This window comes from Chitinophaga terrae (ex Kim and Jung 2007), assembly GCF_900107795.1.
Classification (GTDB): Bacteria; Bacteroidota; Bacteroidia; order Chitinophagales; family Chitinophagaceae; genus Chitinophaga; species Chitinophaga terrae.
In genome coordinates, this window is record NZ_FNRL01000015.1 from 1 (window position 1) to 12,875 (window position 12,875).

At 44.4% G+C, this 12,875-nt stretch carries 12 protein-coding genes; 6 read left to right on the forward strand and 6 right to left on the reverse strand.

The genetic code is table 11. The features are described 5' to 3' along the window. Positions 1-358: 358 nt before the first annotated feature. On the reverse strand, positions 359-1,870 hold the full coding sequence (gene lysS, locus BLV62_RS16395) for a lysine--tRNA ligase (RefSeq protein ID WP_089763056.1): 1,512 nt from the start codon (positions 1,868-1,870) through the stop codon (positions 359-361). Positions 1,871-2,163: 293 nt separating this feature from the next. On the opposite strand from lysS, the gene BLV62_RS16400 reads away from it, so the two are divergent. Then, a complete protein-coding gene (locus BLV62_RS16400) occupies positions 2,164-4,308 on the forward strand; it encodes a S9 family peptidase (RefSeq protein WP_225889621.1) in 2,145 nt (714 codons plus the stop codon). A 671-nt stretch (positions 4,309-4,979) separates the two neighbouring features. Here BLV62_RS16400 and BLV62_RS16405 read toward each other — a convergent pair. The 4 genes from BLV62_RS16405 to BLV62_RS16420 form a co-directional block, all read right to left on the reverse strand. Beyond that, positions 4,980-5,318 (reverse strand): tRNA-binding protein, encoded by a 339-nt coding sequence (locus BLV62_RS16405; RefSeq protein ID WP_089763057.1) that lies wholly within the window; start codon positions 5,316-5,318, stop codon positions 4,980-4,982. 241 nt (positions 5,319-5,559) lie between these two features. Next, positions 5,560-6,108 (reverse strand): LPS export ABC transporter periplasmic protein LptC, encoded by a 549-nt coding sequence (gene lptC, locus BLV62_RS16410; protein ID WP_089763058.1) that lies wholly within the window; start codon positions 6,106-6,108, stop codon positions 5,560-5,562. Between the two features lie 135 nt (positions 6,109-6,243). Then, on the reverse strand, positions 6,244-7,539 hold the full coding sequence (locus tag BLV62_RS16415) for a hypothetical protein (protein WP_139170209.1): 1,296 nt from the start codon (positions 7,537-7,539) through the stop codon (positions 6,244-6,246). Positions 7,540-7,691: 152 nt separating this feature from the next. Continuing rightward, on the reverse strand, positions 7,692-8,348 hold the full coding sequence (locus tag BLV62_RS16420) for an LON peptidase substrate-binding domain-containing protein (RefSeq protein WP_311202798.1): 657 nt from the start codon (positions 8,346-8,348) through the stop codon (positions 7,692-7,694). Between the two features lie 107 nt (positions 8,349-8,455). Between BLV62_RS16420 and meaB the strand changes: the two genes are divergently transcribed. Then, complete coding sequence (meaB, locus tag BLV62_RS16425; protein ID WP_089763061.1) at positions 8,456-9,397, forward strand: methylmalonyl Co-A mutase-associated GTPase MeaB; 942 nt, start codon at positions 8,456-8,458, stop codon at positions 9,395-9,397. Positions 9,398-9,656: 259 nt separating this feature from the next. After that, entirely contained in the window at positions 9,657-9,983 is a 327-nt protein-coding gene (locus BLV62_RS16430) for a DMT family transporter (protein ID WP_089763062.1), read from the forward strand. Between the two features lie 4 nt (positions 9,984-9,987). On the opposite strand, the gene BLV62_RS16435 is transcribed toward BLV62_RS16430, so the two are convergent. Beyond that, positions 9,988-11,163 carry a chloride channel protein gene (locus tag BLV62_RS16435; protein ID WP_089763063.1) on the reverse strand — a complete coding sequence of 392 codons (1,176 nt, stop codon included), beginning with the start codon at positions 11,161-11,163 and terminating at the stop codon, positions 9,988-9,990. Between the two features lie 192 nt (positions 11,164-11,355). On the opposite strand from BLV62_RS16435, the gene BLV62_RS16440 reads away from it, so the two are divergent. The 3 genes from BLV62_RS16440 to BLV62_RS16450 all read left to right on the forward strand — a co-directional run bounded on the left by BLV62_RS16440 (position 11,356) and on the right by BLV62_RS16450 (position 12,873). Then, positions 11,356-11,886, forward strand: a complete 531-nt coding sequence (locus BLV62_RS16440; protein WP_139170211.1) for a protoglobin domain-containing protein — start codon at positions 11,356-11,358, stop codon at positions 11,884-11,886. Positions 11,887-11,919: 33 nt separating this feature from the next. Continuing rightward, a complete protein-coding gene (locus tag BLV62_RS16445; RefSeq protein ID WP_089763065.1) occupies positions 11,920-12,183 on the forward strand; it encodes a DUF2024 family protein in 264 nt (87 codons plus the stop codon). An 84-nt stretch (positions 12,184-12,267) separates the two neighbouring features. Continuing rightward, positions 12,268-12,873, forward strand: coding sequence for a MarR family winged helix-turn-helix transcriptional regulator (locus BLV62_RS16450; RefSeq protein ID WP_089763066.1), 606 nt, complete (start codon positions 12,268-12,270; stop codon positions 12,871-12,873). Positions 12,874-12,875 lie beyond the last annotated feature (2 nt).

Genomic DNA, 12,875 nt, shown 5'->3' on the forward strand with positions numbered 1-12,875 from the left:
GACTCCCTGTAAAAAAAAAACAGGGCCTCCCAGGGTAAGTGTTATCGCTTTCCATCCATGTAGCCGCTGCATTTACGTTGTTACAATCTGTGTAGTATCGGGTTTTTGTTTCTTATGCAACATCACCCTTGTAACCCCGCCTTGTATACAGTTTCTGTTCGTCGGCCCGGATGTTTGCCGCCAGCTTCCTTCAGATTCCACTTTACAGTGGACACCCTTGCTATTGGCTAATGCTTCCTACTACAAAGCGCATTCGGGACTTGCACCCTAGAGATATAACACATGCCTGGCACACATAAAAAAAGAGCGAAGGTGAAACCTCCGCTCTTACCGATTAAATATCTACAGTGAAAAAACTTTATACCTGTTCAGGCTTCATCTGGGGGAAGAACAGCACATCCTGGATGGATGGCTGGTTCGTCATCAGCATGGTCAGCCTGTCGATACCGATACCGATACCGGAGGTAGGAGGCATGCCGTATTCCAATGCCCGGAGGAAGTCGTAGTCAATATACATCGCTTCATCATCGCCTCTTTCCATGAGCTTCACCTGTTCTTCAAAACGTTCGCGCTGATCGAGCGGGTCGTTTAGCTCGCTATAGGCGTTGGCGATTTCTTTACCATTGACAATCAGCTCAAAACGCTCTACCAATCCTTCTTTGCTACGATGCTTTTTCGTGAGCGGGCTCATTTCCACAGGGTAGTCGATAATGAAAGTGGGTTGTACGTAGTGTGCTTCACATTTTTCTCCAAATATCTCGTCTATCAGTTTGGATTTACCATATTTAGCGTCAACATGGATACCTAATTGTTTGCATACCTCTCTCAACTGCGCTTCGTCCATACCGGTGATATCGAAACCTGTATGTTCTTTGATAGCATCGTACATTGTTACTCTGCGGAACGGCGCTTTGAAATCGATCACTTTTTCGCCAACCGGAACTTCAGTAGTGCCGTGGAGAGCTATTGCTACTTTTTCCAGCAGGGTTTCAGTGGTTTTCATCATCCACTCATAATCCTTGTACGCAGCGTACATTTCCATTACTGTGAACTCAGGATTGTGAGTGCGGTCCATTCCCTCGTTGCGGAAATCTTTGGCAAACTCGTACACGCCTTCGAAACCGCCTACTATCAGGCGTTTGAGATATAATTCGTTGGCGATACGCAGGTATAACGGAATATCGAGCGCGTTATGATGCGTAATGAACGGACGGGCAGTTGCACCGCCTGGAATTGCCTGCAGGATCGGCGTTTCTACTTCCAGGTAACCCAGGTTGTTATAGAAATCGCGGATAGTTTGCATGATCTTCGTGCGTTTGATGAAAACATCTTTCACACCCGGGTTAATAACCAGGTCGGCATACCGCTGGCGGTATTTGAATTCAGGGTCTGTTACTTCATCAAATACTTCTCCTTCCCTTGCTTTAACAACAGGCAACGGACGTAATGATTTGGATAACAGGGTGATTTCCCTGGCGTGGATTGAGGTAGCACCGGTTTTTGTGATAAATGCATATCCTTTTACGCCAATGATATCGCCATGATCCAACAGCTTTTTGAAAACTACATCATACAATGATTTATCTTCACCTGGGCAGATCTCATCTCTTTTAATATAGATCTGGATACGGCCTACACTGTCCTGGAGTACGGCAAAGGCAGCCTTACCCATATCACGAACGCTCATGATACGGCCTGCCAGGCAAACTTCCTGGAACTTGTCTTTGTTTTCTTCCGTATAATTCTCCAGAATATTAACGGTGGTATCGTTAACCGGATACTCGGCTGCAGGATAAGGATCTATACCCAGTTTATGCAGCTCCTGCAATTTTTCCCGGCGGATAATCTCTTGCTCAGATAATTGTGTCATGTTATATATTTCCCTAAATGGAGTGCAAAAATAATAAAAAGGGCTGTAAGACTACAGCCCTCTTATTTTTTGACCATATCCTATGAAAACCGGGTTAAAGGTAAACGCCCCCACTGCTATTTATAACACTTTCTTACTATCTGATCATTAAAGGCGCATAAGTGGAAGAAAATGACCGATGGTTGGCGATTTGCACCGTATTTATGTAATTTATTGGGTTATTATAGAGTTATGCCTATTTTCGGGCCCGCCGACATTAACAGCAAAACAGACCTCTGACACATTACATTATTATGAGAAGCGAACAATGGTTTAAACCAGCCACTATCAACACGGTAGCCTTAATGCTGCTATTTGCGCCAGGATTGAAGGCCCAGCAAAAAAAGGATTTTAGTTATGAAGAAGCCTTTAAGGGGAAGCCTACCAATGTAACCAGGCCCTTGCCAATTATAGCGGAATGGACAGATGGGGAACATTACATCGAGATCCGCTCTGAAGGCGGGAAAAACCAGGCTTACCAGGTAGATGCCAGAACAGGAGCCGCTACCATCTACACAGCGCCGGTAGGAGGCCCTACTGTTGCCGTTCAGGACAATGATATCGTATATAAAGGGGCCGATGGTGCAAGCATCCGCCTCACCAATGACGCCGCAGAGGAAAAAAATCCAACTCTTTCTCCCGATGGCAAATACGTAGCCTATACGAAAAATAATGACCTGTATAGCGTAGAAATAGCTACAAAGAAAGAAACCAGGTATACGACAGATGGTTCAGACGTAATATATAATGGCTGGGCGTCGTGGGTCTATTATGAAGAAATTTTAGGCCGCCCTACCAAATACCGTGCGTTCTGGTGGAGTCCTGACAGCCGCAAAATTGCTTACATGCACTTCAACGATAGTAAAGTGCCTGTATTCCCTATTTACAGCGAAAAAGGCCAGCATGGCTACCTGGAAAACACACGGTATCCCAAAGCCGGCGACCCTAACCCTGCTGTAAAGCTGGGTGTGGTTCCTGTAACCGGCGGACCGACCACCTGGGCCGATTTCAACGAAAATGACGATCAGTACTTTGGAATGCCTTTCTGGACAGATGACAGCCAGCAACTGCGTATCCAGTGGATGAACAGGGGGCAGGATAACCTGAAGATCTACAGCATAAATCCCGAAACCGGCGGGAAAAGGGAGATCTACGATGAAAAGCAGAAAACCTGGATCGACTGGTTCGACGCCATTCCTTACCTGAAAAACAAAAAAGGGTTCCTCCTGCTCAGCGATAAAAGCGGATGGGCGCATATATACTGGCATAATGAAGATGGAAGCCTGAAAAAACAGCTTACCTCCGGCAACTGGACGGTTAAAGAGATCCTGGAAGTGGACGAGAAAAATGAGGTAGTGTATTTTACCGCCCGCAAAGAAGCTTCCACCCGTTTCGACCTATATAAAGTAAGCATGAAATCGGGCGCAATTACCCGCCTGACTCCGGGCGCCTATAATAATATTATCAAGCTGGCGCCGGGAGGTAAATACTTTATTACCACTTATTCCAACCTGCAAACGCCCTCTAAAATGGCGTTGATGGATAACAACGGGAAAGTGATCAGGGAGCTGGGAGACAGCAAAGGGGAGAACTTTAATAATTACAACCTGGCAGCTACTACCTTAAAAACCTATAAGACACGCGACGGACTGGTGCTTCCTTTGACCATCACCATGCCTGTGCATATGGAAGAAGGCAAGAAGTACCCGGTACTGATCAGCATTTACGGAGGCCCTAATTCAGGAACCGTTTATGATACATGGAAGTTTTCGGGCGTTCAGCAGTGGTGGGCCCAGGAAGGAGTGATACAGGTAGCTATCGATAACCGCAGCAGCGGCCAGCTGGGCAAGATGGGAATGAACTATATACACCGCAGGCTGGGTATACATGAAATTGAGGATTATATGGATGCCGCCACCTGGTTGCGCAGCCAGCCCTGGGTGGATACAGCCAGGGTATGTATTACCGGCGGAAGCTTTGGCGGTTATATGACCTGTATGGCCTTAACTTACGGGGCAGATGTATTTAATTATGGAATGGCAAATTTTGCCGTTACCGACTGGCAGTTATATGACAGCCACTATACCGAAAGGTACATGGATACGCCGGCAGAGAACCCTGAAGGGTATAAAGAAACTGCGGTAATGACCTATGCCGATAAGTATAAAGGACTTATGCGCATTACGCATGGAACCATGGACGATAATGTGCATATGCAAAACGTTATCCAGCTGGTCGACAAACTGGAAAACCTGAACAAGCATTTCGAGTTCATGCTTTATCCTGGCGAACGTCATGGTTGGGGACCGCCTAAAAACATTCATTCAAATAGCGAAAGCTACCGTTTCATTTATAATAACCTGTTAAACAAACCTTTTCCGGCTAGTTTCACAAAATAAACAAAGATTAATTGGCAGAATTGGATCTGTGGATTGGGTAAAACCTGATCTGCGGGTCCAATTTTCTTTTTGCGAGAAGGAAAGGGGAGGAAATCGAGTTTCTTTTTTATAATGTAAGAAAACCTCAAAAGTGGGAGGTCCTAAAAAAGAAACAGGGCTGCAAGACTACAGCCCCGAAAAATTTTAACCATATCTTTATTGAAAAACCTGAGTCAAAGTTGCTCCATTTTTATGAATATAGCTGCCTCATTCTAGTGAATGATATAAATTATCCTGTGAACGTATGAAAAAGGTAGGTGAACGTATATGGCTAAAAAACGCTTCATGATAACTTAATATATAACGCAAATGCGCTAAGGGGTTGATTTTTAAGCCAATAAGTGTTTAAACATCTACTAAGCCCCGCTCAGGGGGTAAAAGAGGAAAAGGGAATAAAAAAAGGGTGGTAAGAATACCGCCCTTGTAATAATTTTAACCATATCCTATGAAAAACCTAGAACAAAGATATATCGCCGATTTCTGTCTTGCCTTTCCATTTCCGTGAACGATGTATTATTGTTCGTAAACAGAGGATAATGGATAATATGCTGTCATATTAATTTATTAATAATATTATTAAATATTAGAATTAAAAAAAGTACCAATTTATAATTAACTATTTTTAAAACAAATCAAGCAATTCGTTCTCCGTTCATCACTTTTTTATTCGGTTGAAGGAGCGTTACGACCTTTCCTGTACCTACTGCACCCAGCACCAGGCACTCCGACATAAAGTTGGCGATCTGTTTAGGAGGGAAGTTAACAACGGCTACTATTTGCTGCCCTACGAGCTCTTCTTTTTGGTATAGAGCAGTGATCTGGGCGGAGGATTTACGGATCCCGATCTCGGGTCCGAAATCTATCAGCAGTTGATAGGAGGGATTACGGGCTTTGGGAAAATCATTGACTTCCAGAATTGTTCCTACGCGCATTTCGACCTTTTCAAAGTCGGACCAGCTTATTGTTTCCATTTTAAATACTGTTTTAACGAATATAATAAACGTCAATGATTTAAGCAGTATGGGAATTATCGTATATACATTACAGATAGTTCAAATGTTATGAACGGTCTAAATAACTACCCCACAGCTCGTAAACTGGCATAATTATTGAAAAATTGTAAGCAAATTTTAGGTTAAAAAATAGGTTAAAGCGAAAGAACCCCACCTGCAATAGGTGGGGTTCTTTCGTTTATATAAGTACGTTATAGGATCATTGTAAGGATGCACTGTCTTCAACGGTAATAGGGCCGCTCACTTTCAGGATCTTTTTCACGCTGAAATCTTCGTTCGCCTCCAATCCCCAGCCATGTAATGAGTCGGTAGGCGTTTTAATAAATACTTCCTCACGGGAATAGAAGATCTTCCGTTTAGGATCATAATTCAGTTCTTTGGTGTCCAGGCGTTCGCCTTTCTTGTTAATAACCACCACGCTATCCGACAGGAAAACATCTCCTTCATCTTCCATGTATTTGCCTTTTTTGGCTGAAAGGGTGCTCTCAAGTCCCAGCGTGTCGTTGTACATAAACACTTTTAACCCGTTGTTAAACAACACATAGGGCGGTCGTTCCAGGCTTCTTTCCATGGTGGGGGCCAGTAGTTTTGCTGTAACCTTGCCACCCTGGCTGAAAATTGTGACAATATCCTCGCCATTTTCCACAGCCGCTTTCTTGGCATCCAGCTCCATTACTGCCTGGATATCATTTTCGCAACTGCTGGCCGCGAGGGCTACTATAAAGAATAAGATTATTTTCCGGATCATCTGATGTATAATGGGCAAAGGTACAAAAAGGGCGGTTATAAGCCTGCCGGGCTGTTTCCCTAAACTTACAAAGCAGCAAAGAGATAAGCTATTTCCTCCTTGCTGCTTTGTAAATATTATGATAAAATTAACCTGTTAATCGTATTTACGCTTGATAAACCACCTGTCGCTCAACGTGAAGCCGAGGCTTATACGGTAGACATTCTCTTTCAGGATGGTTTCATTGTTTCCGCGGTGCATTACTTCCAATCCTACGTTGAGCATACTGTACTGGTTAGAGTACATCATGCGCCTGATCGGTAACCCTGCGCCAATAGTGAAGCCCATTACCGGCATGTCTTTACCGTTAAAGCGGAAGTAATCCATTCCATAATATCCGCCAAGGCGGTAAGCTACCCTGTTCCAATAACCGGATAAGGCATTGATATTAGGAGTGAAGGAACCACCTACTGACAATTTCCAGGAGTTTTGTACAGAATCTGTTTGGCCGAAGCTCCTGAACTGATCCCATTGGCTGGTAGTAAAGTCGGCGCCCACCATCCATTTATCGTATTTGCGCAGCATGAAACCTCCGCCGAATTCGCCCGGGTATACAACCGTTCCTTTAGCGCCTTTCTGGTATCTTACTGTATCCTGGGTAACGAAGTTATCTGAAGAAGCATCGTATTGCAAGGTTTCATTCAGTACTTCCTGGCGGGCGGTCATATTCTGTTTCATATTACCGGTAGCGCCAAATGTAAGGTCCATTTCTTTGTTCAGCTTGGCCCTGTATTGCAGCCCCAGCTTGTAAAAGAAGCTGCTGTAAGTGGTACGCAGCATCTGGTGGGAGGCATAAGTATCGCCCGTCGGGAACACCAGCCTGGTATGCGCTTCCACGCTTCCGAACAGGTAACCGATGTTGGCGCCTATACTAAAGTTGCCTACCCGAACACCTGTACCTACAAACAACTGGTAAGTACCGCCGCTACCTTCATACCTGTTGGATAAGGGCAGTTTGGTAGTATCGAAGAAATTTCCTGTAGAACCTTGCTGGATATTGTAAGAAACGCGGGTAACCGGTCTTAATCCAAAGTTCAGTCCCCACCTGTTACGCGCTAACGGAACCCCTAATTGCAAATAAGAGAGGGTACCAAAGCCTGAAGTGAATTTTGCTCCACCTTCATTTATTGATCTTGCGCCACCTTCTACACCAATGTCTAAAGTGGTAAGCGCTATGTTGTAATAACTTGCCGGGTTGACGAAGTTGATCGCCTGAGGATCAGTAAATCCTTGAGACACACCACCCATACCGCGGTTTACTGCATTCTGGTTGTTGCTGAGATCCCCTAACCCATAGCGGGAATATGGTGAATTTTCTTGCGCCTTTGCCGATTTTGCCAGCAGGAAAACGCTCCCGAACAAGCAAAGAATACTGACTTTTGTCCAATGCATTGAGTATCAGAATTGAGTTTAAGCCCTATTCCATTTAAAATATGGGTCTGCAAATATCTACTTTTTAAAGCGGGAAGCAAAAAAAACCAAAAAACAGCCTGTTAAATACACGTTAAAGTTGAGCTAAAATTGTCTTAAAACCCTTAACAGTACTACACTTCGCCGGTTCCGAGGTCGCCGGCCGAAAGATTCTTGAAATGCCCATTTAGCCGTACCCGCTCCTTTAACCGCTCCATCTCTGCCATCATAGGTATCACCTTATGCAAATGGCGTTTCAGGTATTCAAGTCGCTGGGCCTCATACAGTAACTGCAGCAACTCGTACTCTTCATCCAGGGATAGCCCTGCATGATGGGCAAGATCGTACGACAACAGGAGGTTATCGTCTTTTTTGAAGGATTTATGGATCTGAAGAATGGTATGTAATTCACGTATCCCCTGGAGCACCTCCCGCTGCAACCGTGCATGCACATTTCCTTCATTTTCAGGGTAGTTAACTATTGCGCCTCCGTAAAGCTTGCCAGGAACCTGCTTCACATGCTCCAGGATCCTGAAAACTTTTTCTCCTTCTGTCACTATATCCATCTCTCCATTCCTGTATAACTTCTCTACTTTCTTTATCTGCACAGTTGTGCCGTATTCCATTATTTTATTATTTATAACAGTAGGAATACCAAATGGCTTATTTTCTGCTAAACAGGAAGTAACTAATTGCTTGTATCGAGGTTCAAAAATATGCAAGTTCAATTGCTCTCCCGGGTACACCACAATGCCCAACGGAAATATGGAAATAAAGTTCGTCATTGACATAATATTACGCAATTACGCTGACAACCAAAACGTAGTCCGCGCAGTTTTATATATCTTTCTTCTATACAAAGCAATATTTTTGCCTTTCACTTTCAGCATATTCAACGATGTATCAGGAACTTTTAACCGGTTTATTGAATGGAGATATCAGGTCGCTGGCCCGCTGCATTTCGCTGGTCGAAAATGAAGCCGCCGGTTACGAATCCATACTGGAGCAACTTCCTGGCAACAACCATACAAAGGTAGTAGGCGTTACCGGCCCTCCCGGCGCCGGTAAAAGCACCCTGGTCAATGCCCTGATCACCTCCCTGCTGGAAGCGGACAAAAGTGTAGCCATTATTGCCGTAGACCCTTCCTCCCCCTTTAACTTCGGCGCCTTATTAGGCGACCGGATCAGGATGGGACAGCATTTCAACCACCCGAAAGTATTTATCAGGTCTATGGCCAGCCGGGGCGCCCTGGGAGGTCTCAGCCCAAAGATCATTGAAGTAAGCGACCTGGTTAAGGCCGCCGGGTTCGATTATCTCTTCATCGAAACAGTAGGAGTAGGACAAAGCGAAGTAGAAGTGGCCGGCGTGGCCGACACTACAGTGGTTGTGGTAGTTCCTGAAGCCGGTGATGAGATACAGACCATGAAAGCGGGCCTGATGGAAATCGCAGACATCTTCGTTGTAAATAAAGCCGACAGGGAACAGGCAGATATTTTTGCCAAGAACCTTCGCCTGCTGGCACATACCAAACATCAACCGGGCGGCTGGGAAATTCCTGTGATCAAATCTGTAGCCATCCAAAATACAGGCATTACAGATATTATCCATGCTGTTGATGCCCATCATAAAGCAGTTACCGGTCAGCATCAACGCCAGCTTATCCTGCTGGCCGACCGCGCCTACCAGCTTATCCAGCACAAAAGAATGAAAGACATCAATAAGCAACTGTTAATGTCAGAGATCCAACAACTGCTTGAGCAAAATTCGTTTAACCTTTACCGTTACATAAATGAAAGTAGTTGTTTCACGCAGAGGGGCAAAGAGGGCAAAGAGGCATAAGGATTCATACCCTGCTTCTTTGCTTTCTTATTTCCCTTATTTTCCTTAAAAAAATCCTTATGCCTCTTTGCCTTCTTTACCCCTCTGCGTGAAAATTAATTTGTAAAAAAGCATTACCTTCGCGGCATGCGTTTCACTTCATTTGGCATATCAATTATTTACGCAGTTTTCAACTACGGTCTCTGATCTTCCAGAGAGCGCCATTTCACGCATATCTCCAACTGATTCAATTTATTTTTTCACTTATAAATCTGGTATTATGCCTTGGTTATTCCTTGTCATTGGTGGATTGTTCGAGATCGGTTTTACGATTTCACTAAAGTATTCTGAGAACTTTACAAAGTTATGGCCGTCACTGAGCTTCATTGTTTGTATCTCCCTGAGCTTTTTCTTCCTGAATAAAGCTATTAACGGAGGTTTACCTATAGGTACTTCATATGCAGTATGGACAGGCATCGGAGCAGCCGGCACTGCAATTGCAGGCATGCTTTTCTTTAAAGAACCTGTTATGATCTGGCGGATATTTTTCCTTGTATTACTGATAGGATCGATCGTTGGATTGAAGTTCGTATCAGGTCACGAATAGCTTGTTACAGCGCAGGAGCATTCAGGCTGCTGCGCTGTTTCCCTGCTAAAAGATAAGAAAGGCTGTATGCTGTTATACACGTAATTGCACCCGGCAGAATAAATTCGAAACTCCGGCTAAGTTCCAGGCCCAATACCAACGCAGTGACCAAGGCCCTGGAGCCGGCGGCAAACATAGCTGTCATCCCCAGCAGCACCATAAACACCGCGTCTAATTTCAGCGACGGAACACTCAGCTGTATCAGCAAGCCCGCAAATAACGCCCACGCGCCTCCGTTCAATAACAATGGCAATATACCTGCGCCCGTTCCGAAACCTGCATTGTATAAGCACCAGGTTAACCAATTGAGTATGCCCAGCGCAAACAAAAGGAACAATGTTACCCTTGCCTGCAAAAGGTCGCCCATATAGCCGTTCAGGTTAGTAATATGATTAGGGGAATAAAAGCAGATAAGAGATGCGATAACAGCCGGGATCAATAACCACCAATGACTTTTGTTTGCAAGCGCCCCAATCCACTTTTTAAATACTTTTGTCAAACTTATTGTTGCGGCTGACCAAAGCCCGATTAACAACCCGATTGCAAGCCCCACACTCCAGGTCACCGGTTCCTTAACCGTTATGGTGAACAAAGGAATGCCACTCTGAAATAGCCAGGTACAAAGCGTGCCAATGGCAGCTGCCAGCAATACGGGAATTACAGTTCTTATCGTCCATTCGCTGAGCAGGAGCTCCAATGCCAGGCATATAGCGACCAGAGGAGTTCCGAAGCAGGCTGCAATAGCAGCAACTGTTCCGCAGTGGTACAACAGAACGTTTGAACCGAACAACGGGTTAATAGCCTTATTGAACCCAAAAACAGCCGACTCAAATCCTAAAGGTATGCCCGCGCTCACGCCAACGGATATACCAAAAAACCGGAACAGGGCAGGAGCAAACCTGGAGATCAGTATCCAGGCAATGGTTGCCGGAAGAGGGGCGTAAAACGGCAATTCCGTTGCGTCGCTGATCCAACGGAGCAGGAACAGGAAGCCCTGGGAAAACAATGATACCGCTATACCTGTTATCACAACATGAAGAAGCAACCGGGCAAAACCCTGCTCGGCAGGGGAGGGAGAAGACTGGTGTTCCGGCGTCAGGGAAAGACCTGTCTGATTAAAGTTGTAAAGAAAATTGCGCATGTGGTCTGAAATCTACCGGGCATTCAAAACTATATTGTTAAAACGATAATCGCAAATCATATTTGTATAATATAACCAAATAATAACGTATAACCATTATATTCATTTTATAATTTTTTGTTAGGAAGCCTTATGATATATTTGTATTATTAACCCTGTTTGGGTAACCTAAACCATAACTATAACGCAGCTATGGAACGCGAAAAGAATCAACCCTCCTCGTCACCAGATATTCAGACCCTGGTCCGTCTTAAAAGGATGTTGTTATATACCCAGGAAGATGAACATTATTTGACCATGGCAGGCGCCATCCTGCAGCCTCATTCTTCCTCTATCTTAAACAGTTGGTACGGGTATCTGTCGGCCAACCATTACCTTTCGCTTTATTTGCGTGATAATATTGAAGAGAAAAGCGGGTACCTGGAAACACTCCGGCCGCAGTTTAACCAATGGATGAATGCTGTATGCCAGGGAAGGGAAGGCAATAGCTGGAGATGGCTGGAAGATAAGATCGGCAAGCAACTGGAGCAGGATACCACAACGGAAAAGGGGTCGTTACCGTTAGTATACCTCCGCTATTTAAGCACTTTTGTTTATCCTATCGTTACTTATTCTCACCCCTACCTGGCCGGTTCCGGAAAAAACGAAGAGGAAACTGCCCGTATGCAGCAGGCTTGGTTTAAAGCAGTCAGCTTTAGCGTATTGTTCTGGATCTACCCATAGCAGCAGATAAGCGTTTACCTAAAATGATCGGTCATGGAAGTAGCAGTATTTGATACCTATTTTAAAAAGAAAGATGGAAGATACCTGCATTTTAATATCATTGTACATAAGGATACAGCATTTGAAGAAGTGTTGAAGTATGGAAACAGTTACCTGGAAACAAAGGGTTTCAGCAGTCCTGTCATCTTGCATAAAGATTGCCGATTTTGCCATATTACACCCCTGATTCCACTATGGGAAGCCCAAATCAGTTCAAAAGGGTATTTTATACATGAACTGGAAGGTTGCAGATCTTAGTTTGTAATTCCACTAATATGCTATTTTACACCATACATTAATATTGTACCTTGCCCCATTAACTATTAAGGACAGCAAGAAAATATGGGGAAAGTTTCAACATTCAACCCCGCACAGCAGGCAGAAAACACCTCTAGCAAGGTAGTGGCCTCCCTGGAGCGATTATCGGAAGCCTTCCGCGTACTATTATGGCAGGAAGCTACACAGTATGGATTAAGTCCAATACAGATTCAGGTGCTTACATTTTTACTTCATTATCCTGAAGAAAAACGCACGGTTACAACTTTGGCGAACTATTTCAACATGACCAAAGCAACCATCAGTGATGCAGTGAAATCTTTAGAGCAGAAAAATTACCTGATCCGTAAGCCTAGTCCAACCGACACCAGGAGCCATACTTTACACCTTGTAAAAGAAGGTCGTGCTATTGCCAGGAAAGTAGAGCGGTTTGCAGATCCATTACAGGAAACGGTTGAACAATTATCATCCAAAGAACAGGTTGGATTATTAGAGCAATTAATGCAACTGATTCACCGATTGAATCAGAAAGAAGTTATTTCCACGCAACCAATGTGTCTTAATTGCGAGCATTACACGCTAAAGCGCGGGCATTACTGCAATGTGTTAAAAAGCTCTTTAAAGGGCGGATTGCTGATCGACTGCCATGCGTTTGAGCTGAAGGAAGACTAAAG

Bases quoted from the DNA above. Each gene is read 5' to 3' on its own strand.
- lysS (WP_089763056.1), bottom strand. From the start codon at position 1,870: ATGACACAATTATCTGAGCAAGAGATTATCCGCCGGGAAAAATTGCAG.
- BLV62_RS16400 (WP_225889621.1), top strand. From the start codon at position 2,164: ATGAGAAGCGAACAATGGTTTAAACCAGCCACTATCAACACGGTAGCC.
- BLV62_RS16405 (WP_089763057.1), bottom strand. From the start codon at position 5,318: ATGGAAACAATAAGCTGGTCCGACTTTGAAAAGGTCGAAATGCGCGTA.
- lptC (WP_089763058.1), bottom strand. From the start codon at position 6,108: ATGATCCGGAAAATAATCTTATTCTTTATAGTAGCCCTCGCGGCCAGC.
- BLV62_RS16415 (WP_139170209.1), bottom strand. From the start codon at position 7,539: ATGCATTGGACAAAAGTCAGTATTCTTTGCTTGTTCGGGAGCGTTTTC.
- BLV62_RS16420 (WP_311202798.1), bottom strand. From the start codon at position 8,348: ATGTCAATGACGAACTTTATTTCCATATTTCCGTTGGGCATTGTGGTG.
- meaB (WP_089763061.1), top strand. From the start codon at position 8,456: ATGTATCAGGAACTTTTAACCGGTTTATTGAATGGAGATATCAGGTCG.
- BLV62_RS16430 (WP_089763062.1), top strand. From the start codon at position 9,657: ATGCCTTGGTTATTCCTTGTCATTGGTGGATTGTTCGAGATCGGTTTT.
- BLV62_RS16435 (WP_089763063.1), bottom strand. From the start codon at position 11,163: ATGCGCAATTTTCTTTACAACTTTAATCAGACAGGTCTTTCCCTGACG.
- BLV62_RS16440 (WP_139170211.1), top strand. From the start codon at position 11,356: ATGGAACGCGAAAAGAATCAACCCTCCTCGTCACCAGATATTCAGACC.
- BLV62_RS16445 (WP_089763065.1), top strand. From the start codon at position 11,920: ATGGAAGTAGCAGTATTTGATACCTATTTTAAAAAGAAAGATGGAAGA.
- BLV62_RS16450 (WP_089763066.1), top strand. From the start codon at position 12,268: ATGGGGAAAGTTTCAACATTCAACCCCGCACAGCAGGCAGAAAACACC.